This is a genomic window from Streptomyces sp. NPDC012474, from assembly GCF_042955185.1.
Classification (GTDB): Bacteria; Actinomycetota; Actinomycetes; order Streptomycetales; family Streptomycetaceae; genus Streptomyces; species Streptomyces cahuitamycinicus.
In genome coordinates this window covers 336,062-357,506 of record NZ_JBIBEP010000001.1, presented here as the reverse complement: position 1 = coordinate 357,506, position 21,445 = coordinate 336,062, and the positions used below count along the sequence as shown (strand labels likewise).

The 21,445-nt window shown below is 71.9% G+C and carries 16 protein-coding genes and 2 pseudogenes; 3 read left to right on the top strand and 15 right to left on the bottom strand.

Annotation, left to right across the window (positions count from 1 at the left end):
• Positions 1-24 precede the first annotated feature (24 nt).
• Positions 25-1,356, bottom strand: coding sequence for a glycosyl hydrolase (locus ACFY9S_RS01580; RefSeq protein WP_391121336.1), 1,332 nt, complete (start codon positions 1,354-1,356; stop codon positions 25-27).
• A 154-nt stretch (positions 1,357-1,510) separates the two neighbouring features.
• Here ACFY9S_RS01580 and ACFY9S_RS01575 point away from each other — a divergent pair, with 154 nt between their 5' ends.
• Positions 1,511-1,720 carry a hypothetical protein gene (locus ACFY9S_RS01575; protein ID WP_391121334.1) on the top strand — a complete coding sequence of 70 codons (210 nt, stop codon included), beginning with the start codon at positions 1,511-1,513 and terminating at the stop codon, positions 1,718-1,720.
• A 49-nt stretch (positions 1,721-1,769) separates the two neighbouring features.
• Here the strand turns inward: ACFY9S_RS01575 and ACFY9S_RS01570 are convergent, their stop codons facing one another.
• The 3 genes from ACFY9S_RS01570 to ACFY9S_RS01560 all read right to left on the bottom strand — a co-directional run bounded on the left by ACFY9S_RS01570 (position 1,770) and on the right by ACFY9S_RS01560 (position 3,467).
• Positions 1,770-2,549, bottom strand: a complete 780-nt coding sequence (locus ACFY9S_RS01570; RefSeq protein ID WP_391121331.1) for a chaplin family protein — start codon at positions 2,547-2,549, stop codon at positions 1,770-1,772.
• Positions 2,550-2,655: 106 nt separating this feature from the next.
• Entirely contained in the window at positions 2,656-2,883 is a 228-nt protein-coding gene (locus tag ACFY9S_RS01565) for a chaplin family protein (protein ID WP_391122896.1), read from the bottom strand.
• 188 nt (positions 2,884-3,071) lie between these two features.
• Entirely contained in the window at positions 3,072-3,467 is a 396-nt protein-coding gene (locus ACFY9S_RS01560) for a rodlin (RefSeq protein ID WP_107455060.1), read from the bottom strand.
• A 244-nt stretch (positions 3,468-3,711) separates the two neighbouring features.
• Here ACFY9S_RS01560 and ACFY9S_RS01555 point away from each other — a divergent pair, with 244 nt between their 5' ends.
• Positions 3,712-4,107, top strand: coding sequence for a rodlin (locus ACFY9S_RS01555; RefSeq protein WP_391121328.1), 396 nt, complete (start codon positions 3,712-3,714; stop codon positions 4,105-4,107).
• 74 nt (positions 4,108-4,181) lie between these two features.
• Here the strand turns inward: ACFY9S_RS01555 and ACFY9S_RS01550 are convergent, their stop codons facing one another.
• The 9 genes and pseudogenes from ACFY9S_RS01550 to iolC form a co-directional block, all read right to left on the bottom strand.
• The gene (locus ACFY9S_RS01550) at positions 4,182-6,107 is read right to left on the bottom strand and encodes an AMP-binding protein (protein WP_391121325.1); all 1,926 of its coding nucleotides are present in this window, start codon (positions 6,105-6,107) and stop codon (positions 4,182-4,184) included.
• A gap of 96 nt (positions 6,108-6,203) precedes the next feature.
• On the bottom strand, positions 6,204-7,706 hold the full coding sequence (locus tag ACFY9S_RS01545) for a von Willebrand factor type A domain-containing protein (RefSeq protein WP_391121322.1): 1,503 nt from the start codon (positions 7,704-7,706) through the stop codon (positions 6,204-6,206).
• Between the two features lie 161 nt (positions 7,707-7,867).
• Positions 7,868-8,734 carry an ABC transporter permease gene (locus tag ACFY9S_RS01540; RefSeq protein WP_391121319.1) on the bottom strand — a complete coding sequence of 289 codons (867 nt, stop codon included), beginning with the start codon at positions 8,732-8,734 and terminating at the stop codon, positions 7,868-7,870.
• Complete coding sequence (locus ACFY9S_RS01535) at positions 8,731-11,388, bottom strand: CocE/NonD family hydrolase (RefSeq protein ID WP_391121316.1); 2,658 nt, start codon at positions 11,386-11,388, stop codon at positions 8,731-8,733. The genes ACFY9S_RS01540 and ACFY9S_RS01535 overlap by 4 nt, the downstream gene beginning before the upstream one ends.
• Positions 11,389-11,613: 225 nt before the next feature.
• A complete protein-coding gene (gene mmsA / locus ACFY9S_RS01530; protein ID WP_391121313.1) occupies positions 11,614-13,116 on the bottom strand; it encodes a CoA-acylating methylmalonate-semialdehyde dehydrogenase in 1,503 nt (500 codons plus the stop codon).
• 14 nt (positions 13,117-13,130) lie between these two features.
• A complete protein-coding gene (gene iolD / locus ACFY9S_RS01525; RefSeq protein ID WP_391121310.1) occupies positions 13,131-15,014 on the bottom strand; it encodes a 3D-(3,5/4)-trihydroxycyclohexane-1,2-dione acylhydrolase (decyclizing) in 1,884 nt (627 codons plus the stop codon).
• A gap of 71 nt (positions 15,015-15,085) precedes the next feature.
• Positions 15,086-15,214, bottom strand: a pseudogene (locus ACFY9S_RS01520) (5-deoxy-glucuronate isomerase); the annotation flags it as partial.
• A 64-nt stretch (positions 15,215-15,278) separates the two neighbouring features.
• Entirely contained in the window at positions 15,279-16,160 is an 882-nt protein-coding gene (locus tag ACFY9S_RS01515) for a deoxyribose-phosphate aldolase (RefSeq protein ID WP_391121307.1), read from the bottom strand.
• Positions 16,157-17,107, bottom strand: a complete 951-nt coding sequence (iolC, locus tag ACFY9S_RS01510; protein ID WP_391121304.1) for a 5-dehydro-2-deoxygluconokinase — start codon at positions 17,105-17,107, stop codon at positions 16,157-16,159. Before iolC ends, ACFY9S_RS01515 begins: the two co-directional genes overlap by 4 nt.
• A 559-nt stretch (positions 17,108-17,666) precedes the next feature.
• On the opposite strand from iolC, the gene ACFY9S_RS01505 reads away from it, so the two are divergent.
• Positions 17,667-17,867: an AlpA family transcriptional regulator gene (locus ACFY9S_RS01505; RefSeq protein WP_062926956.1), complete on the top strand. Its 201-nt coding sequence runs from the start codon at positions 17,667-17,669 to the stop codon at positions 17,865-17,867.
• A 64-nt stretch (positions 17,868-17,931) separates the two neighbouring features.
• Here the strand turns inward: ACFY9S_RS01505 and ACFY9S_RS01500 are convergent.
• Both ACFY9S_RS01500 and ACFY9S_RS01495 read right to left on the bottom strand, forming a co-directional pair.
• A pseudogene (locus ACFY9S_RS01500) lies at positions 17,932-19,015 on the bottom strand (zinc-dependent alcohol dehydrogenase family protein).
• A gap of 146 nt (positions 19,016-19,161) precedes the next feature.
• The gene (locus tag ACFY9S_RS01495; RefSeq protein ID WP_391121300.1) at positions 19,162-21,375 is read right to left on the bottom strand and encodes an MMPL family transporter; all 2,214 of its coding nucleotides are present in this window, start codon (positions 21,373-21,375) and stop codon (positions 19,162-19,164) included.
• Positions 21,376-21,445: the final 70 nt, after the last annotated feature.

Genomic DNA, 21,445 nt, shown 5'->3' with positions numbered 1-21,445 from the left:
CCGGGCACCTCGGCGGCGTCTCGGCTACTTCGTCCGTGACCACCAGTCGAGGCGCAGGCACAGTTTGCCGCCGATCCAGTACTCGACCCAGTCGCCGAGGCTCAGCGGCGAGCAGTTCGCCGGACGCTCCGGGGCGGGTGCCTGGGGCTGGGCCGGGGTGGAGGGAATCGGAGGGGTGGGGGCCGGGGTCGTGGGGGCCGGTGTCGTAGGAGCCGGGTCCGGGCCGTCGTCGCGGCCGAAGAGGAAGGACCGGTAGATCTGGGAGGCCCGGGGATTGTCGTCGCACTGCCACACCCCGTGCGGGCAGTAGTCCGTGAGCGTCTGGTACAGCGGTTTGTGCTCGTCCATCCACGCGAGCATGCGCTTCATGTACTCGGGGTTGTCGCCGTTGCGGAAGAGTCCCCACTCCGGGAAGGAGATGGCCTTGCCGCGGGCTCTGGCGAACTCCACGTGGTGCTGGAGCCCGTAGGGTTCCTTCACCTGCTCGTCGAACGACATGCCGCGCGGCTGGTCGTAGGCGTCCATTCCGATGATGTCGACGGTCTCGTCCCCGGGGTAGCACTGCGTCCAGGGAACGGCGTCCCGGCCGCGGCTCGGGGTGAAGTCGAACCGGAACTTCTGGCCCGGCACCGAGCGCATGGTGGTGACGATCCTGTTCCAGTACTGCTTCCAGGCCTCGGGGTCCGGCCCGCAGCGGTGGGTGTAGGTGATGCCGTTCATCTCCCAGCCGAGCACCAGGACCGTGTCCGGCACCCCCAGCTCGACCAGCCGCTCGGCGAGTTTGCGGAAGTGGTGGTCGAACCGGCCCTCCGCGCCCTGCCGCAGGAGCCGGCGCACCTCCCAGTCCGAGACGCCCTCCTCGTTGCGCTCCATCATGGGCACGTTGAGGACGAGCAGCCGGTCGGCCCGCTCGCGCCGCCAGTTGGCCCACACGTCGAGGAAGCCGGGGAGTCCCTCGATGTTGCTCCAGCGGTCGCCCGGCAGGTAGGTGTGCCCGACGCGCAGTTCGGCACCGCCGAGCCAGGTGCTGAGCTGGGCCATCCGCGCCACGCCACGGGGCCCGTAGTCGAGGTAGGCACCGAAGGCCGGGACGTCCGCGGCGGAAGCGGCGGGAGTCGGCGTCGCGGACGACTCGGCCGGGGCGGCGGGCGCCGTCGGTGTGGCGGCGGAGACGGCCGGGGTGGTGGCGGAGGCGGCCGGTGTGGTGGCGGGGACCGGTGCGGGCGGCTCGGCGGACCGCACCGGTCCGGCGCCCGCGGCGACCGGGTGACCGGCCGTCAGCGCCGCCGTCGCGGCGACCGCCGCCGCGACGAATGCCAGCCGCCGGGACCGTGCGCGCCGCTGCTGTGTGGCCATGGGCCGCCCCTCTCGCGTTCTCCTCCACTTACTGACACCCAGTCATATGAGAGGCATGCGCGCCACCGGCGCTGAGGCTTTCGAGTGGAGGGGTTCACTCGACCGGCCCGGCAGAAGTACGCGGTTTCTATTATGAAATGTCTATTTTGTTCCCATGAACCACATGAAGCGCACCGCCACGGTGCTTTCCAGCCTGGCCCTGAGCGTCGCCGTCCTCGGCGGCACCGCGGCCGCCGAGGACGCGGACCTCCTCCCCGAGGTCAGCGACCAGTCGACCTCCCGGGAGTGCGACGAGCACGACAGCCTGGGACTGACCCTGCTGGGCATCCCGTTGCTCAGCTTCTTCTTCCCGGACCAGTGCTGATCCCACTGGCTGCACGGGTGCCGGGCGCTTGCGTCCGGCACCCGCTGTGTCAGCGGTGGGACGCGGCCCGGCCTCGCCGGTAGAGCACGACGCCGCTCACGATCAGCGCGGCGCTGGTGGCCGCGGCCCCGAGCAGGGCCTCGGCTCCGGTCTCGGGGAGACTGGGCGGCTGCTCGTGACCGCCGGGGGGCGGCGGGGTGTGCCGGTCACCCGGGGGCGTGCCCGGAGGTGTCGACTGATGGCCGCCCGGCGGGGGTGTGTGCGGGGGCTCGGTCGGCGGGGTGTGCGGGGGTTTCGTCGGGGGCGTGTGCGGGGGTTTGGTCGGCGGGGTGTCGCCGTAGCCGTAACCACCGTCGTCGTCCCCGTAGCCGCCGTCGCCGTAGGACCGGTCCTCGTCGTCACCGCGGGACCTGTCCTCGCCGTCTCCGTGAGGCCAGCCCTCGCCGTCTCCGTGAGGCCGGTCCCCGCCGTTCCCGTCGGACCAGTCCTCGCCGCGTCCGGGGAACGCGTCGTTGCCGCCGCCGCGTCCGGAGGCCTCGTGGCGGTCGCGCCCGTGGCCGCGGTCACCGTGGCCACCGTGAGCGTCCGCCTTGTCGGCGCAGGAGTTGCCGAAGGCCGGGTTGAGTGCGGCGACTACGTCGACGGTGTTGCCGCAGGCGTTCACCGGTACGTCGACCGGTGCCTCGATGGTGTTGCCGGACGCGGCGCCCGGCGAGCCCTTGGTGACTCCGTCAGCCGACGAGTCGGCGAGAGCGGCGCCGCCACACAGGGACAGGATGCCTGTCGCAGCCGCGGCCGCGACCATTCCCCTGCTCAGGGTCTGTCGCAATCTCGTTGTCTTCCTGCTGGTAGAAGTGGGAAAAGCCGGCCCCGGAACGAACGGTGCTGTCCCGGGGCCGGCCAGGTCGCAGCCGATGCTGCGCGTGCGTTACTCGTCAGTCGTTCTCGCACTCGTTGCCGAACGCCGGGTTCAGGGCGGCGATCACGTCGATGGTGTTGCCGCACACGTTGATCGGGATGTGCACGGGAATCTGGATCACGTTGCCGGAGAGGACACCCGGGGAACCGACGGCGGCACCCTGGGCGCCCGAGTCGGCGATGGCCGGACTGGCCATGCCCAGAGCCATGATCGCGCCCGCGACGACAGCAGCGCTCTTCTTCATGAACTTTCCCTTCTCTGCGGTCATGCCCACCATGACCTGCAGCCTGCAAACGAGGAATTGACAGCCGAAGAAACTGAACAACGTACGAGGTGGGGGAATTCACTCGATTGCCCCACGAAAAGTGGACAGATACGGCCGGGCGGCCCGCCGTGCATACGGTGGGCCGCCCGGACTGCGTACGGTACGGCTCAGTCGCCGTTCGCAGACAGGACCGACAGGTCCTCCAGGATGTGGTTGAGCGCACCGTCCCGCTTGCTGTTCGTGGAGTTGTCCGCGCACTGCTGCTGGACGTGGTCCGACAGGACCGGGATGTCCTGGACCACCACGCCGATGAGGGCGGCGACACCGACGTCGAGGTCCTGAACGGCGAGACAGGGCTTGTTGAGCGTGCCGTCGACCAGCGAGAGCTGAGGGCTCATGTCGCCCTTGGTCGCCGAGTTGCCGAACGACGACGAGGCGCCGTTGCCGTTGGCGACGGACGGCCCGGAGTCGTCCCCGACGGCAAGAGCCTGGGGAGCAGCCGCCACCGACATTCCGATGACAGAAGCGGCGGCTGCCGCGGCGACCATTGCCTTCTTGAGCACTTCGCGTTCCTTTCCTCGTAGCGACGCATGTCCTACGGCCTCATCAACCCGGCTCCGGATGATTGGTTGCGGGTGTTCACCCGGTTGGCCCGCAGCGCCCGGAACCCCTGATAATCACCGGGAACGAAGAACACACAAACTGTCCTGGCATGGGCTGACAGAGTGATGGGGAGAAACCATGCACCGCCCGTGCAGTTGACCAGAGCGCTCCGGAGGACGGGGTTTCCTCAGAAAGGACTGGTCAGTGATCAAGAAGGTTATTGCCACTGCGGCGATTGCCGCTTCCGTCATGGGAGCCTCCGCTGCCGCGGCCCCGCAGGCGCTGGCTGTCGGCGACGACAGCGGCCCGACGGCCGTGAACGGCAACGGGGCGATGCAGAGCTTCGGCAACTCGTCCACGTACGGCAACATGAGCCCGCAGATGGCTCTGATCCAGGGCTCGTTCAACAAGCCGTGCATCGCCGTGAACGACCTGCCCATCGGGGTCGGCGCGCTCATCGGTATCCCGATCCAGGACATCCCGATCCTGTCGGACCACCAGCAGCAGCAGTGTGCGGAGAACTCCACCAACGCCAAGCGCGACGGTGCGCTGGCGCACCTGCTGGAGGACGTGTCCGTCCTGTCGACGAACAGCGGCTGACGCACCGGCGCCGAAGGGGCGGGCCGTCGGGTGCAACTGCCCGGCGCCCCGCCCCCTTTGCTGTGCTCGCGGCGTCAGGCCTTGGCCGCGTAGAGCGCCTCGATCTGCTCCGCGTAGGCGGCCGTCGCCGCCTTCCTCTTGACCTTCAGGGACGGGGTCAGCAGCCCGTTCTCCTCGGTGAAGTCACCCTCGACGAGGGTGAAGGCGCGGATCGACTCCGCGCGGGAGACGGCCTCGTTGGCGTGGTCGACCGCCTTCTGCACGTCGGCGCGCAGGCGTTCGTCGTGGACCAGCTCGGACAGCGGGGTGTCGGCGGGGAGTCGGCGGACCGCCAGCCAGTGGGCCAGGGCTTCCGGGTCGAGGGTGATCAGGGCCGCGACGTAGGGGCGGTTGTCGCCGACGACGAGGCACTGGCCGACGGGCGGGCGGCTGCGCAGGCGGTCCTCCAGGACGGCCGGGGAGACGTTCTTGCCGCCGGTGGTGACGAGGATGTCCTTCTTGCGGCCGGTGATGGTGAGGTAGCCGTCCTCGTCGAGGGAGCCGAGGTCGCCGGTGGCGAACCAGCCGTCGTCCAGGGCCTCCCCGGTGGCCGCCGGGTTGTTCCAGTACGCGCCGAAGACGATGCCGCCCTTGATGAGGACCTCGCCGTCGTCGGCGATGCGGACGGCGGTGCCGGGGACCGGCAGGCCGACCGTGCCGGGACGGGGGTCCAGGGGCGGGACGATGGTGGCGGCTGCGGTGGTCTCGGTGAGGCCGTAGCCCTCGTAGATCAGGATGCCGGCCGCGTAGAAGAAGAGGTTGAGCTCGCGGTCCAGGGGGCTGCCGCCGCTGATGGCGTAGCGCACGCGGCCGCCGAGTTCCTTGCGGATGCGGCGGTAGACCAGCAGGTCGTACAGGGCCCACGCGGCGCGCAGACCGGGGCCGGGCCCGGGGCCCTTGCCCAGGAACCGGTTCATGTGGGCCTCGCCGAAGCGGACGGCGATGCGGTGGGCGCGGTCGAAGGAGGCGCCGCGGCCGAGCTTCTCGGCGGTGGCGCGGCCGGTGTCGTGGATCTTCTCGAAGAGGTACGGGACGCCGACCAGGAAGGTCGGGCGGAACGCCCTGAGGGCCGGCCGGAGTTCGTCGGGTTTGATGCTCGGGCAGTGGCCGATCTCGATGCGGCCCATCAGGCAGGCGATCTGCAGGGTGCGGCCGAGGATGTGCGCGAGCGGCAGGAAGAGGAGCGTCGAGGCGGTCTCGCCGGTGACCTCCTTGAAGAGGGGGTGCAGCAGTTCGACGGTGTTGGCTGCCTCGGCGTGCAGGTTGGCGTGGGTGAGGACGCAGCCCTTGGGGCGGCCGGTGGTGCCGGAGGTGTAGCAGAGGGTCGCGGTGGTGTCGGGGGTCAGGGCGGTGCGGCGCTTGGTGACCTCCTCGTCGGGAACGTCCCGGCCGAGGGCGGTGAGGTCGTCGAGGGCGCCGACGTCGAGTTGCCAGACGCGCGGCGGCTCGCGGTGGGCGGCCGTGCCGGTCAGGACGGTGTCGGCGTTCGCGGCGGTCTCGGTGACGACGTACCGGGTGCCGGAGTCGCGGACGATCCACTCCACCTGGTCGGCGGAGGAGGTGGCGTAGACCGGGACGGTCTGGCCGCCCGCCGACCAGATCGCGAAGTCCAGGACCGTCCACTCGTAGCGGGTGCGGGACATCACGGCGACGCGGCCGCCCGGTTCGAGGCCGGCCGCGATCAGGCCCTTGGCCACGGCGGTGACCTCGCGGGCGAAGTCCGCCGCCGTGACGGGCTGCCAGCCGCCGTGCCGCTCGCGGCGCAGGACCACGGCGTCGGGGGTCTCGGCCGCGTTGGTGTGGGGGATGTCGGCGATGCTGCCGGTTCTCGGGCGCGGCGCGAGGGGGGCCGTGCGGGCCTCGCGGACGATGCCCCGCTCGTCCCTGACGGTCTCGGCTTTCGTGCGGATCGTCAGGTCGGTGCGGTGTTTCGCCCGTTGCAGGTCCTTGCGTACGCCCATGACGGCTCCCGGTCGCGGATGAGGCTGACGTGCTGCCACACTACTTACTCTGGAGTCAACTTACTCATAAGTAAGCGTAGGTCAATGGGCCGGGGGTCACATCAGGCGGCTCGCGGTGCCGATCGCATCGGCGAGCCGGCGGATCTCCTCGCTGTCCGTGCGCTCGGCCAGGTCGTCGGCGTGGCCGGCGAGCTCGTCGAGCCGCGGGGCGTCGGGCAGGCCCGGCTTGTCGTGGCCGAGGGCATCGGCGAAGTAGGCGGCCGTGGCGGTGGTCCGCAGGCCGCGGTTCGCGCTCCAGACGGAGTCGTCCAGGGCACCGGTCTCCAGGTCGCCGGTCTCCTCGTGCGGGTCGCGGGTCTCAGGGTCGAGCCAGCGGACGGTGGCGGTGGCGAGGTGGCCCCGGGCGCCGGGCTCGGTGCGCACGGCGTACAGGGCGGTGACCGTGTGGCCGGGGCCGACCTCGCCGCCGTCGACCCGGTCGTCGCGGAAGTCCTCGTCGGCGACGCGGCGGTTGTCGTAGCCGACGAGGCGGAACTCCTCGACCGTCTCGGGGTCGAAGGCGACCTGCGCCTTGGCGTCGCGGGCGGTGAGGTCGATATTGCGCGGTAGCTGCTCGGAGAAGACCTCGCGGGCCTCGTCCTCGTCGGACACGTAGACGGTGTGGCCGTCGCCCTTGTCCGCGAGCCTCTCCATGAGGGCGTCGCCGTAGTCGCTGCCCACGCCGACGCCGAAGAGGGTGATGCCGTGCTCGCGGCGTTCGCCGGAGATGCGCTCCAGGATGCTGTCCGCGTCGGTGTCGCCGGTGTTGGCGAGGGCGTCCGAGATGAGGACGACGCGGTTGGTGGCGCCCTCGCGCAGGCCCTCGACGGCCGTCTCGTAGCCGGTCTCGACGCCGGCGCCGAGGTTGGTGGAGTCCTGGGTGTCCAGGTCGGAGACGGCGTCCTGGATCTCGTCGCGGTTGCCGTCGAGACGGGTCATGGGCAGGACGGTCTCGGCCTCGTCGCTGAAGGTGACGAGCGCCACCGAGTCGTCGTCGCGCAGCCGGTCCGTCATCACGGACAGGGACTCCCGGGCGAGGTCGAGCCGGCCCGGTTCGGCCATGGAGCCCGAGACGTCGATGACGAAGGTGAGGGCCGCGGGCGGGCGTTCGCCGCCGCGTTCCGTGGTGCGGGTGGCGAGGCCCACGCGGACCAGGGACCAGTCCTCGTCGTCGGTGCGGGCGCCGTCGACGGTGACCGAGAAGCCGTCGCCGTCGGGGCGGTCGTAGTCCTGGCGGAAGCTGTTGACGAACTCCTCGGGGCGGATCGTCGACGGGTCGGGGACCCGGCCGTCGGCGAGGGCGCGGCGGGCGTAGTCGTAGGAGGCGGTGTCGACGTCCAGGGCGAAGGTGGAGAGGTGGTCGGGTTCTTCGCGGCGGTCGTCCCGCTCGCTCGTGCCGTCCTCGTCGCCGTGGGTGGGTGCGGGCTGCGCGCCGTAGCCGGGGCGGTCGGCGGCCTTGCTGCCCTCGCCGGTGTCGGTGCCCCCGCTGCACGCGGTGAGCAGCAAGCCGCTCGCCGCCGTGAGCGCGAGCAGCGCCTTGCGTGTCCGGAACCGCTCCATCGTCCTGCCCCCTGCATCCGTTGTCGTCTGCTTCTTGCGACTGTGACGGCGCAGGGGGCCCGAACGTGCGGTACGGGGTGTTGCGGAAGCGTCTCGAAGCGGCCACGGGGACCGGCCGTCGAGACCGGTGGGTGACCCTCCGTTGACCTAGTGCCGCGGCACTAGGAGACGACGTCCTTGCGGGCGAAACCCCGGAAGGCCAGGGCGAACAGCACCAGCGCGTACGTTACGGAGATCGAGGTGCCCTGGATCATGTCCGACCACTCCAGCTGGGGCCGGACGGCGTCGAGCCAGGCGTACTGCCAGTGCGCCGGCAGGAAGTCGCGCCAGTCGCCGAGGGCCGTCACCTCGTCGAGGACGCTGCCGATGATGGTGAGGAACACCGCGCCGCCGACCGCGCCGAGCGGGGCGTCCGTCCTCGTCGAGAGGTAGAACGCGAGCGCGGCGGTGACCAGTTGGGACACCATGATGTACAGCACCACGATGAGCAGGCGCTGGGCGGCCGTGCCGGTGGGCAGGGTGCCGCCGGTGGGCAGTTCGAGTGGTCCCCAGCCGTAGGCGGCCGTTCCCACGGCGAGGGCGACGACCGGGAGCAGGACCATCGCGGCCAGGCTCAGGGTGAGTCCGACGGCGAGCTTGGACCACAGGAGCCGGGCCCGGGGCACGGGGGCCGCGAGCAGGTAGCGCAGGGACGACCAGCTCGCCTCCGAGGCGACGGTGTCGCCGCAGAACAGGGCGACGGGGATGACGAGCAGGAAGCCGGCGGCGGAGAAGAGGTTGACGGCGGCGAAGTTGGCTCCGGACGCGGTCGCCGTGTCCATGAGGTTGATGCGGTTGTTGGAACCGCCCGGCTCGCCGCCCACCTGGAAGGCGATGAGCAGGATGATCGGCAGGGCGAGCAGTACGCCGCCCATGACCTGCGTGCGACGCCGCTTCAGTTGCCGGACCAGCTCGACGCGGAAGGGCAGGGTGCGGCCCGCGCGGTAGCCGTCGGCCACCTCGACGGGCGGCTCGGCGAGCTGGCTCATGCTTCGGCTCCGATCAGGGTGATGAAGGCGTCCTCCAGGCGGCGGTGGGGGCCGACCGACCGCACCGCCACGTCCAGCCGTACGAGGTCGGCGACCAGGCGCTGCGGGGTGCCGTCGGCGTCGAGCCGGACGAGGAGACCCTCGTCGGTGCGCACGGCCGAGGCGACGCCGGGCAGGGCGGCGACCTTCTCCACGACCGGCTCGTCCACGGGTGTGGCCGTACCGACCAGGAGCGTGTCACCCGAGCCGACGATGTCCTCGACCGCGCCCGCCTGGACGAGCCGGCCGTGGTCCATCACGACCAGGTGGGTGCAGGTCTGCTCGACCTCCGCGAGGAGGTGGCTGGAGACGATGACCGTGCGGCCGACGGCCGCGTAGCGGATCATCACCTCGCGCATCTCGCGGATCTGGGGCGGGTCGAGGCCGTTGGTCGGCTCGTCGAGGATGAGCAGGTCCGGCAGGCCGAGCATGGCCTGGGCGATGGCGAGGCGCTGGCGCATGCCCTGGGAGTAGGTGCGCACCGCGCGGGCGAGGGCGTCGCCCAGGCCCGCGATCTTCAGGGCCTCCTCCAGGTGCGCGTCCTCGGGCGGGCGGCCGGTGGCGCGCCAGTACAGCTCCAGGTTCTCGCGGCCGGACAGGTGGGGCAGGAAGCCCGCGCCCTCGACGAAGGCGCCGACCCGGGACAGGACCGGGGCGCCCGCGCTGATGGCGTGGCCGAAGACGCGGATCTCGCCGCCGTCGGGCCTGATCAGGCCCATCAGCATGCGCAGGGTGGTGGTCTTGCCCGCCCCGTTCGGGCCGAGCAGGCCCAGGACCTGGCCCTTTTCCACGCGGAAGGAGAGGTCCTTGACCGCGTACCGGTCCGACGCCTTCGCGTAGCGCTTGGTCAGGTCGGTGATCTGAAGGGGGACTTCGGCCAGTGCGGGGTCCGGCGGGGCCGGTGCCACCGTGCGGCGGCGTCCCGTGAGGATCAGCGCGAGCGCGATTCCTGCGCCGGCGAGCGGCAGCCACCACACCCAGGCGGGCAGCCCGGCCTGGCTGTCGCGCTCGCCGAGGGCGGAGGGGACCTTCAGATCGCCCTTGAGGGAGACGGTGTACGTCGCCGGGGCGGTCGGGGAGGCGTAGCCGAGGTCCGTCGAGGCGAGGACCAGGCGCAGCCGGTGGCCGTCGTCGATCTCGTGGTCGATCGCCGGGAGCGTGATCCGGACGTCCTTGCCGGCCTTGGCGCCCTCGACCCGGATGGGCGTGACGAGCTGGGAGGGCAGTACCTGCTGGGTGTCGCCGCCGGGGCCGACGTCGTAGAGCTTCGCGAAGAGCACGGCGTCGTCGCTGCTGGACCTCAGGTGCACGGTCGCGGTGGGCGAGCCGGTGATCTGCAGGTCCTCGCGCTGCGGCGCCGACTCGAACGCGGCGAACTGGCCGGGGAAGTCGAGGGAGACGCCGATACCGAGCGTGGAGAGCTGGCTGAGGCCGCCGGCACCGCCGAGGCCGGGCAGGGCGGAGACACCGGGCGGGCTGGCGCCGGGCGGATTGTCGAAGCTCTGCTCGCGGCCGGCCAGGGCGATGGAGCGCTGCTCGGCCTCCAGGCCGGGGTAGCGGTCCGAGGTCACGCCGGTCAGGCGGGGTTCGCCGTCGCCGGAGCCGGCGCCGAGGGTGCGGGTGACACGGAAGGCGGGGCCGGTGTCGGCGCCCTTGTCGTCGTTCAGGTAGCGGTCGAACCAGGTCTTCACGCGGTCCTGGACGCGGCCGGTCTCCATGTCGCCGCCGTCGTGGCCGCCGGAGATCCAGTCGACGTCGACGGGGGCACCGTTGGCACGGATCGCCTTCGCGGCCTGGTCGGCCTGGCCGAGCGGGAAGAGGGAGTCGGACTGGCCCTGCATCAGCAGCGTCGGAACCTTGATGTTCTTGCCGACCTCGGACGGCGAACGCTCTTCCAGCAGCTCGCGGGCCTGCGCGTCCGGCTCGCCCGACTCGGCGACCCTCTCGTACATGCGGCACAGGGCGGGCTCGAACTTCTCGCAGCCGCCGCCGGAGTTGACGAAGATGCCGGCCCAGAGCTTCTTGAACACGCCGTTCGGGAAGAGGGCGTCGGCGAGGTTCCAGTAGGTGATCGCCGGGGCGATGGCGTCGACACGGGGGTCGTGGCCCGCGGTGAGCAGGGCGATGGCGCCGCCGTAGGAGCCACCGGCCATGCCGACGCGGGGGTCGCCCTTCTTGTCGAGCTCGACCTGGGGCTGCCGGGCGAGCCAGTCGATGAGCTTCGAGACGTCGGCCACCTCGCCCTTGGGGTCGTTGAGGCCGATCTTCCCGTTCGACTTGCCGAAGCCGCGGGCCGACCAGGTCAGGACCGCGTAGCCGTCCCGGGCGAGGTCCTGGGCCTGCTGCCGTACGTCGCTCTTGCTGCCGCCGAAGCCGTGCCCGAGCAGGACGGCGGGGCGACGGCCGTCTCCTTGGGAGGTGAAGAAGGAGGTGTCGATGCGGACGCCGTCACCGGTGTCCACGGCCCGGTCTTCGCGGTGGACCGGGGGCACCGCGTCGTTCCCGACGGCTGTCCACGTTCCCGCGCCCGCGAGGACGACGACGGCGGCCCCGGCGGCGAGGAGCCGCCGGGGCCTCCGAAGCAGCCCGTTCAGTCCGGGCAGTCGAAGATCCATGCGTCAACGGTACGGGGTGAAGCTGTCGATGAGTTGTCGACCGGAGACCGAGGTACGGGGCATTCCAGGGGTGTACACGGAGTTTCGGCGTACTGCGGGTGCTGTACGGGGTCCGAGCTCGGGTGGAGCGGTGCCGGGGCGGGTGCGGCTTCCGTTGTGGCTTGTCGCGCCCACGCGTCGGAGCCGCATGTCGATACAGCCCCGCGTCCCTGGGAGGCGAGTGCCTCAGTGGTTGCGCGGGAAGCCCAGGTCCACGCCTGCGGGGGCGTCGGCCGGGTCCGGCCAGCGGGTGGTGACGACCTTGCCGCGGGTGTAGAAGTGCGTGCCGTCGTTGCCGTAGATGTGGTGGTCGCCGAAGAGGGAGTCCTTCCAGCCGCCGAAGGAGTGGTAGCCCACGGGGACGGGGATCGGGACGTTCACGCCGACCATGCCGGCCTCGACCTCCAGCTGGAAGCGGCGGGCCGCACCGCCGTCCCGGGTGAAGATCGCGGTGCCGTTGCCGAACGGCGAGGCGTTGATCAGGTCCAGGGCTTCCTCGTAGGTCCCGGTGCGCAGCACGGTCAGCACCGGACCGAAGATCTCGTCCTGGTAGGCCTTGGCGGACGTGGGCACCTTGTCGAGCAGCGAGATGCCGATCCAGTGGCCGTCCTCGAAGCCTTCGACGGTGTGGCCGGTGCCGTCGAGGATCACCTCACAGCCCTCGGCCGCCGCGCCCTCGACGTAGGAGGCGACCTTGTCGCGGTGGACCTTGGTGATCAGCGGGCCCATCTCGGACGTCGGGTCGTCGCCCGGGCCGATCTTGATCTTCTCGGCGCGCTCGCGGATCTTCTCCACCAGCTCGTCGCCGATCGAGCCCACCGCGACGACCGCGGAGATGGCCATGCAGCGCTCGCCGGCCGAGCCGTAGGCGGCCGACACGGCGGCGTCGGCGGCCGCGTCGAGGTCGGCGTCGGGCAGGACCAGCATGTGGTTCTTGGCGCCGCCGAGGGCCTGGACGCGCTTGCCGTTGGCGGAGGCGGTGGTGTGGATGTAGCGGGCGATCGGGGTCGAGCCCACGAAGGAGACGGCCTTGACGTCCGGGTGCTCCAGCAGGCGGTCCACGGCCACCTTGTCGCCGTGGACGACGTTGAAGACACCGTCGGGCAGGCCCGCCTCCGACAGCAGTTCGGCGATCTTCAGCGAGGCCGACGGGTCCTTCTCGGACGGCTTCAGCACGAAGGTGTTGCCGCACGCGATGGCGATGGGGAACATCCACATCGGCACCATGGCCGGGAAGTTGAACGGGGTGATGCCCGCCACGACGCCGAGCGGCTGGCGGATCGAGGAGACGTCGACGCGGCTGGCGACCTGAGTGGACAGCTCGCCCTTCAGCTGGACGTTGATGCCGCAGGCCAGGTCGACGATCTCCAGGCCGCGGGCGACCTCGCCGAGGGCGTCGGAGTGCACCTTGCCGTGCTCGGCGGTGATCAGCTCGGCGATCGCGTCCCGGTTGGCGTCCAGCAGGGCGCGGAACTTGAAGAGGATCGAGGTGCGCTGGGCCAGCGAGGACTGGCCCCAGGTCAGGTAGGCCTCCTTGGCGGCGGCGACCGCCGCGTCCACCTCGTCGACCGAGGCGAACGCGACCTTCGTCGTCACCTCGCCGGTCGCCGGGTTGGTCACCGGCCCGTGCGTGCCCGAGGCGCCTTCGACGGTCTTGCCGCCGATCCAGTGGTTGACGATCTTCGTCATGGCCGGGAACTCCTTCACAGATGGCGGCGTCGGGTGGAGACGTGCCGTTCGTACAGCTCACGTGCCTTGACCGCGGACGGCCGTGTCGCGGTCTCGGCCACGGGTACATCCCACCAGGCCTGGGCGGGAGGCGCGCCCGACACTGTGTCTGCCGTTTGGGTCTCGACGTAGACACATGTGGGAGTGTCGGCCGCCCGGGCCTCGGCGAGGGCCTCGCGCAGGTCCCGTACGGTCTTCGCGCGCAGGACGCGCATGCCGAGGCTGGCCGCGTTGGCGGCGAGGTCCACGGGCAGCGGCGGCCCCGTGTGCGAGCCGTCCTCGGAGCGGTAGCGGTAGGCGGTGCCGAACCGCTCGCCACCCACCGACTCCGACAGTCCGCCGATGGACGCGTAGCCGTGGTTCTGGATGATCAGGACCTTGATCGCGATGCCCTCCTGCACGGCCGTCACGAGCTCCGTCGGCATCATCAGGTACGTGCCGTCGCCGACCAGCGCCCACACGGGCCGGTCCGGGGCGGCCAGCTTCACGCCGATGGCCGCGGGGATCTCGTAGCCCATGCAGGAGTAGCCGTACTCCAGGTGGTACTGGTCGGGCGACCGGGTGCGCCACAGTTTGTGCAGGTCGCCGGGGAGGGAACCGGCGGCGTTGATCAGGATGTCCGACGCGTCCGCGATCTCGTCCAGGGCGCCGAGGACCTGCGGCTGGGTCGGGCGGGTGTCCGGTTCGTCGACCTCGTAGCAGGCGTCGACGCGCTGCTCCCAGCGCTCCTTGTCCTCGGTGTACTCGGTGGCGTAGCCGCCGGCGACCCGGTACGCGTGCGGGCGCAGGGCGTGCGTGAGCTCCGTGAGGCCGCTGCGGGCGTCCGCGATCAGGGGCCGGCCGGCGAGCTTGTGGCCGTCGAAGGGGGCGATGTTGAGGTTGAGGAACCGCACGTCCGGGTTGCCGAACAGCGTGCCGGAGGCGGTGGTGAAGTCGGTGTAGCGGGTGCCGACGCCGATCACCAGGTCGGCGGTGCGGGCGAGTTCGTCCGCGGTGGCCGTGCCCGTGTGGCCGATGCCGCCGACGTCCTGGGGGTGGTCGTGGCGCAGGGATCCCTTGCCGGCCTGGGTGGAGGCGACCGGGATGCCGGTGGTCGCGGCGAACTCGGCGAGGGCCTCCTCGGCGCGGCTGTGGTGGACGCCGCCGCCCGCGACGACCAGCGGCCGCTTCGCCGCCCGGATCGCCCGCACGGCCGCGGCCAGTTCCGCCGGGTCGGCGCCGGGCCGCCGTACGGTCCAGACGCGCTCGGCGAAGAACTCCTCCGGCCAGTCGTACGCCTCCGCCTGCACGTCCTGGGGCAGGGCGAGGGTGACGGCGCCGGTCTCGACGGGGTCGGTGAGCACGCGCATCGCGGCGAGCGCCGAGGGGATCAGGGCCTCGGGCCGGGTGATCCGGTCGAAGTACCTCGACACCGGGCGCAGGCAGTCGTTGACCGACACGTCGCCCGCGTAGGGCACCTCGAGCTGCTGGAGGACCGGGTCCGCGGGGCGGGTGGCGAACACGTCACCGGGCAGGAGCAGCACCGGCAGGTGGTTGATGGTCGCGAGGGCCGCGCCGGTGACGAGGTTGGTGGCGCCCGGGCCGATGGAGGTCGTCACCGCGTGCGTGGACAGGCGGCCGGACTGGCGGGCGTAGCCGACCGCCGCGTGCACCATGGCCTGTTCGTTGCGGCCCTGGTGGTACGGCATCTCCTCGGCGTGCTCCAGGAGCGCCTGGCCGATGCCGGCGACGTTGCCGTGGCCGAAGATGCCCCAGGTGGCGCCGATGAGCCGTTGCCGGACGCCGTCACGTTCGGTGTGCTGGGCCGCCAGGAAGCGCACGAGCGCCTGTGCGACCGTCAGCCTCGTCGTCGAGGTCATCGGTGTCCCTCCCTCCGGGTGGTCACGGATACGCGACGGCCACGATGAATGTTCACCCGGCGGGGCCGCGTACGCCTCCTGCGGGAGACCTCCGGCGCGGGGCCGTAGCGGGCGGGGAGTTGTCGCTCGCACTTCGCTCCTGCCAAAGCAAAGCGGCCTCCCGCGCCGGAGGCGATCTGGACCCGGGGCCTGCCCGGGAGAGGGAACTCGTGGTCTTCCGTGCCGTCGCCCGTGGTGAAGGTGCGGGTGGTCATGAGGCGGCCCTCACAGCAGTCCGACGGCGGTGTCCACGGCGGCAGCCACATCGCCGTCCGCCGGGTACAGCAGTGAACGCCCCACGACCAGCCCGCACACGGTGGGCAGTTGCAGGGCGCCGCGCCACTTCTCGTACGCCCCGTCCTGGTCGTCGCCCACCTCGCCGCCGAGCAGCACGGCGGGCATCGTCGAGGTGGCCATGACGTCGGCCATGTCGTCGGGGTTGTCGGTGACGGGGACCTTCAACCAGGTGTAGGCGGAGCTGCCGCCGAGGCCCGAGGCGATGGCGATCGACTTGGTGACGGCTTCGGCGGAGAGGTCGTTGCGCAGCCGGCCCTGCTCGTCGCGGTAACTGATGAACGGCTCGACGAAGACGGGGAGTTTGCGGGCGGCCATGGCGTCGACGGCCCGGGCGGTGGACTCCAGGGTGGTGAGCGAGCCGGGGTCGTCGTAGTCGATGCGCAGGAGCAGCTTGCCCGCGTCGAAGCCGAGTCGCTCGATGTCCTCGGGGCGGTGACCGGTGAAGCGGTCGTCGAGTTCGAAGCGCGCGCCCTGGAGGCCGCCGCGGTTCATCGAGCCCAGGACGACCTTGCCGTCGAGGGCGCCGAGCAGGAGCAGGTCGTCGAGGATGTCGGCGGTGGCGAGGACGCCGTCCACGCCGGGGCGGGACAGGGCCAGGCAGAGGCGTTCGAGGAGGTCGGCGCGGTTGGCCATGGCGAGGCTGCGACCGCCGACGCCGAGGGCGCCGCGGGCCGGGTGGTCGGCGGCGACGATCATCAGTCGGCCGTTGTCGTTCAGCAGGGGCCGGCGCGGGCGGCGGGCGGCGGCCTCGGCGACGGCCTCCGGGCGGTGGCTGCGCAGGCGGACGAGTTCGGAGACGTCGACGGTCACTGGACGGCCCCCGCGGTGACGGCCGTCTCGATCTCGGCCGGGGTGGGCATCGCGGAGGAGCACTCCAGGCGGGAGGCGACGATGGCGCCGGCGGCGTTGGCGTGCCGCATGGTCTTCTCCAGGTCCCAGCCGGCCAGCAGGCCGTGGACGAGTGAGCCGCCGAAGGCGTCGCCGGCGCCGAGGCCGTTGAGGACGTTCACGGGCAGCGGCGGGACCTCGGCGCTCTCGCCGGCGCTGTTCACCGCGAGGACGCCCTTGGGGCCCTGCTTGACGACGGCCAGCTCGGCACCGGCGTCCAGGAGGGCACGGGCGGCGGCGTGGGGTTCGCGCACGCCGGTGGCGACCTCCACCTCGTCGAGGTTGCCGACGGCGACGGTGGTGTGGCGCAGGGCCTCGGTGTAGAAGGGGCGGGCCGCGTCGGGGTCGGACCAGAACATGGGGCGCCAGTCGAGGTCGAAGACCGTCGTGCCGGACTTGGCGCGGTGGGCGAGGGCCGCGAGAGTCGCCGTCCGGCTCGGTTCCTCGCTCAGGCCCGTGCCCGTGACCCAGAAGACGCGGGCGTCGCGGACGGCGTCGAGGTCGAGCTCGTGGGCGTCGATCTCCAGGTCGGGAGCCTTGGGCTGCCGGTAGAAGTACAGCGGGAAGTCGTCCGGCGGGAAGACCTCGCAGAAGGTGACCGGGGTGGGCAGGCCGGGGACCGGGGTGACCCAGCGGTCGTCCACGCCGAAGCCTTGCAGGGCTTCGTGGAGGTAGGTGCCGAAGGGGTCGTCGCCGGTGCGGGTGATCACCGCCGTCCGCCGCCCCAGGCGGGCCGCCGCGACCGCGACGTTGCTCGCGGAGCCGCCGAGGAACTTGCCGAAGGACGTGACCTGCGGCAGCGGGACGCCGGTCTGGAGCGGATACAGATCCACTCCGATCCGCCCCATGGTGATCAGGTCGTACGTCATCGGTGTCCCCTCGGTGCTCGGCTCTCCCCGGTTTTGTAGCCCCCTCTCGACGCCCTGTCAATGTTTTGTCCGGACATTCGGACCAGATCATGACAGCGCTTTCCGCGCGGGCCGGTCCGGATGTCCTGGTCCGGGTTTCACGGTTCCGTGGTGTTCAGGCCTCTGGGCGGGTCCGCCTCTCGGGACGGATGACTGCCGGACGGCGGGATGACGGGCATGCGCCACTGGGGGCGCCGACGAGCAGGGCTCCTGCCGAGGCCGGGTGTCGCGTCAAGCGCCCCGGACGAGCGGGGCTCCTGTGGAGGCCGGGTGTCGCGTCAAGGCGCCCCGCCGACCGTCAGGTGCGCGACTTTGCCCCGGCTGTGTCACAAACGCCCCCGTCCTGTCACGTGCGTGCCGTGTAGGCGGGTCTTCCGTCACACCCGGCCCACAGGCACTGCCCCGTATCACCGGGTGTCGTTGAACCGGACACAGGCTTGTTGATCGCCAGCGCAGCGCCCGGCTCCCCCGGACGGCCGTCCCCGGCCGCCGCCGTGGTGCGCGCGGGGAGGTGCACGTCATGACCGACCGAAGGCTCTGGTCCTACAAGGAGATCGCGGCGCACATCCGGGTGCAGCCGGACACCGTGCGGTCCTACCGCAAACACGGGCTGCTGCCTCCGCCCGATCACGTCGAGGGCGGCAAGCCCTACTGGTACGCCGACACCGTCCGGGCCTGGGTCGCCTCCAGGCCCGGCAACCGCGGCCGAAGAGCCGAGTGAGCGTGTCCCCCCGATTCGACCTCGTGCCCCACCCTCGCGTGGGGCACGGCCGCCGCCCAAAGTGTCAGCTCCACGGCTCGATGACCGTCGCCCCCGCTCCCGGCGCCGTCCCCATCGCCGCCAGCGCGGCCGGGACCCCGTCCAGCGCGATCGTCGACGTCACCAGCAGGTCGGGGCGCAGGACGCCGCCGCGGACCAGCTCCAGCATCGGCGGGTAGCTGTGCGCGGCCATGCCGTGACTGCCGAGGATTTCGAGCTCCAGGGCGATCACGCGGGCCATCGGCACGGGGGTCGTGCCGGCCGGTGAAGGCAGCAGGCCGACCTGGACGTGCCGGCCGCGGCGACGCAGGCCGTTCACCGAGGCGGCGCATGTGCCGGGTGAGCCCAGGGCGTCGAGGGAGAGGTGGGCACCACCGCCGGTCAGTTCGCGGACCGCGGCCGCGGTGTCCGGCACGGCTGCCGCGTCCAGGCACTGTGCCGCGCCGAACTGCCGCGCCAGCTCCAGAGCCCGTTCCGACACGTCGACCGCCACGACCGCGCGCCCGACCCGCCCGCCGCGATCATCACGGCCGAGAGCCCGACCCCGCCGCAGCCGTGCACGGCGCCCCTTCCCCAAGCTCACAACTTCGTTCGAGCAGGGGAGACCCCATTCCCGCCGCCACCCGGCCCTGCCGCACCACCGCCCGGTACGCCGCGGCGAAGCGGCAGCCCAGCGAGGCCGCCGTCGCGAAGGACAACTCCCCGGGCAGCGCCACGAGGTTCACATCGGCGTGGTCCAGCGCCATGTACTGGGCGAAGGAGCCCCAGTGGGTGAAGCCGGGCTGGGTCTGCCGCTCGCACACCTGATGGTCGCCCGCCGCACAGGACGGGCAGGTGCCGCAGGCGCAGATGAACGGCACGGTGACCCGGTCGCCGGGCCTCCACCCGGCCACCCGGGCGCCCACCGCCTCGACGACCCCGGCGAGTTCATCCCCGGGCGCGTGCGGCAGTGCGATGTCCGGGTCGTGGCCCTGCCAGCCGTGCCAGTCGCTGCGGCACAGCCCGGTGGCCTCGACCCGCACGACGACCCCGTGCTCCGCGGGCTCCGGATCCGCGACCTCCCGTACCTCGGCCGCGTCCCCGTACCGCTCGAACACCACGGCCCGCATGGACCCACCCGCCTTTCGTCGCAGTCGTGCCCGGGGCGCCAGCCCGGGGCGCAGGGCGACTGCCCGCGCCCGGGCGTTCGGCGCCTCGGGGAACGCTGGCGCTGCACTGCGGGACGCCGCCGCCCCCGAGCCTCCGGGCGCCCCGGTCAGCCGGCCGAGGCCCCGGCCTTGCCCCGTTCGGGTTCCGTCTCGGCAACCGTCCGCTCTGGTTCGGCCTCGCTCAGGCCGAAGCGCTCGTGGAAACGGCGCAGGGGGCCCGGGGCCCACCATGTGGCGCGGCCGGTGAGGCGCATGACCGCGGGGACCAGGAGGCTGCGAACGATCATCGCGTCCATCAGGACCGCCAGGGCGATGCCCAGACCGAGCATCTTGGTGTTGGTCACCCGGGAGGTGCCGATCGCGACCATCACCACGGCCAGGATGACCGCCGCCGCCGTGATCAGCCCGCCGGTGCGTGCCAGCCCGTGCCGGACGGCCTGGTCGTGGTCGCCGGTGCGGTCGTACTCCTCCTTGATGCGGGAGAGCAGGAACACGCCGTAGTCCATGGAGAGGCCGAAGGCCACGCAGAACATCAGGACCGGGAGGGTCGTCTCGATGGAGCCGGGGCTGGTGAAGGCCAGCGGGCCGGACAGGTGGCCGTCCTGGAAGACCCAGACGACCGCGCCGAACATGGCCGTGAGACTCAGCGCGTTGAGGACGACCGCCTGGATCGGTATGAGCACGCTGCCCGTGAGGAGGAAGACCAGGAACAGGGTGACGACCGTGATGAAGACCGCCGCGAGCGGCAGCCGTTCCCCTATGGCGTGCTTGGAGTCGACCAGGACGGCCGCCGTGCCGGTCACCGCGGTGTCGAAGGGGGCGCGCGTCTCACGCAGGTCGCCGACGAGGCGCTGGGCCGCGTCGTCGACCGCCTCGCCCTTCGGCAGGACCGTGAAGTACGCGGAGTCACCCTTCACCAGTGGTCCGTCGACCCGGGCCACGTCGGGCAGTGCGGCGACGCGCTCCTTGTAGGCGCCGTACTGCGCCTCGGTCGCACGGCCCTCGGCGAGCACTTCGAGGCCGCCGCCGGGGCTGCCCGGGAAGCCCTCCCGGATGTGCTGCTGCACGACATGGGACTCGGATGTCGAGGGCAGCTGGCGGTCGTCGGCGGTGCCGAACCTCACGCCCAGGAAGGGCAGGCCGAGCAGGACGAGGACGGCTGTGGTGCCGAGGGCGAAGAAGGGGGCACGGCGCATGACGAGCGTCGCCGTGCGGGCCCAGGCCCTGCCCTCCTGCCGGGCGGGGTCCGGCCGGTGCCGGCGCCGGAACAGGCGGCGCAGGTCCAGCGCGTTGACCCGGTGGCCCAGCAGGATCAGCGCCGCCGGGAGCAGGATCAGCGCGGCCGCGGCGGCCAGCAGCACCACGGCGATCCCGGCGTAGGCGAAGGAGCGCAGGAAGTACTGCGGGAAGACCAGCATCGCGGCCAGGGAGACCGCGACCGTGAGAGCGGAGAACAGCACGGTGCGGCCGGCTGTGCGCAGGGTCGTACCGATGGCGGTCAAGGGATCGACACCCGTGGCCAGTTCCTCGCGGAAGCGGCGGACGATGAAGAGCGCGTAGTCGATGGCGAGGCCCAGGCCGAGGGCCGTGGTGAGGTTGATCGCGAAGACGGACACGTCCGTGAGCTCGGTGAGGCCGCGCAGCACGGCGTTCGTCCCGAGGATGGCGACGATGCCGATGCCGAGTGGCAGCAGGGCCGCGACAGCGCTGCCGAAGACCATGACGAGCAGCACCAGCGTCACGGGCAGGGCGATGAGCTCGGCCCGCGTGAGGTCCTCCTGGATGATCGTCTGCATCTCGTGCCGCACGGCGACCGGGCCGCCGATGCCGGCCTCCACCGGTCCGTGCGTGCCGCGGTAGTGGGGCGCGAGGCGCTCCAGGGTCTCGCCGGCGGTCTTCTCGTCGCCTGTGATGCGGGCGGCTATCAGCGCCTCGTGCCCGTCCTCCGCGCGCAGGGCCGGGGCGCCGGACTGCCAGTAGGAGCCGACTCCGGTGACGCCCCGCTCGCCCGCGAGGCGCTCGGCGAGCCGCTTGGCCTCGGCGGCGACCGCCGGGTCGTCGACCGAGGCCTCGCCCGCGTCGACCAGGAGCAGCAGGTTGGGCTGGGAGCCCGGGAACTCGCGCTCCAGGGCCTTGGTCGCGTAGGTGGACTCGGCGGCCGGGTCCTCCCAGCCGCCGGCACCGAGCCGGTCGGCGACACCGCTGCCGGCCAGCACCGCGAGTGCGGTGAGCACCAGCGCCACCAGCAACGACAGCCTGGGCCGGGCGGTAACGAAACGGGTCCAGCCGCCGACGCGCGGCGGTGTGTTGACTTCGGTCATCGTGCGGTGTCCCCTTCACCGTGACCCGTGTCCAGGCGCAGCCTGACAGCACGGGGCTGCCATAGACTGG

Excerpts from the sequence above, each read along its gene's own strand:
- ACFY9S_RS01580 (WP_391121336.1), bottom strand. The coding sequence starts at position 1,356 with ATGGCCACACAGCAGCGGCGCGCACGGTCCCGGCGGCTGGCATTCGTC.
- ACFY9S_RS01575 (WP_391121334.1), top strand. The coding sequence starts at position 1,511 with ATGAACCACATGAAGCGCACCGCCACGGTGCTTTCCAGCCTGGCCCTG.
- ACFY9S_RS01565 (WP_391122896.1), bottom strand. The coding sequence starts at position 2,883 with ATGAAGAAGAGCGCTGCTGTCGTCGCGGGCGCGATCATGGCTCTGGGC.
- ACFY9S_RS01550 (WP_391121325.1), bottom strand. The coding sequence starts at position 6,107 with ATGGGCGTACGCAAGGACCTGCAACGGGCGAAACACCGCACCGACCTG.
- ACFY9S_RS01545 (WP_391121322.1), bottom strand. The coding sequence starts at position 7,706 with ATGGAGCGGTTCCGGACACGCAAGGCGCTGCTCGCGCTCACGGCGGCG.
- ACFY9S_RS01540 (WP_391121319.1), bottom strand. The coding sequence starts at position 8,734 with ATGAGCCAGCTCGCCGAGCCGCCCGTCGAGGTGGCCGACGGCTACCGC.
- ACFY9S_RS01535 (WP_391121316.1), bottom strand. The coding sequence starts at position 11,388 with ATGGATCTTCGACTGCCCGGACTGAACGGGCTGCTTCGGAGGCCCCGG.
- mmsA (WP_391121313.1), bottom strand. The coding sequence starts at position 13,116 with ATGACGAAGATCGTCAACCACTGGATCGGCGGCAAGACCGTCGAAGGC.
- iolD (WP_391121310.1), bottom strand. The coding sequence starts at position 15,014 with ATGACCTCGACGACGAGGCTGACGGTCGCACAGGCGCTCGTGCGCTTC.
- iolC (WP_391121304.1), bottom strand. The coding sequence starts at position 17,107 with ATGACGTACGACCTGATCACCATGGGGCGGATCGGAGTGGATCTGTAT.
- ACFY9S_RS01505 (WP_062926956.1), top strand. The coding sequence starts at position 17,667 with ATGACCGACCGAAGGCTCTGGTCCTACAAGGAGATCGCGGCGCACATC.
- ACFY9S_RS01495 (WP_391121300.1), bottom strand. The coding sequence starts at position 21,375 with ATGACCGAAGTCAACACACCGCCGCGCGTCGGCGGCTGGACCCGTTTC.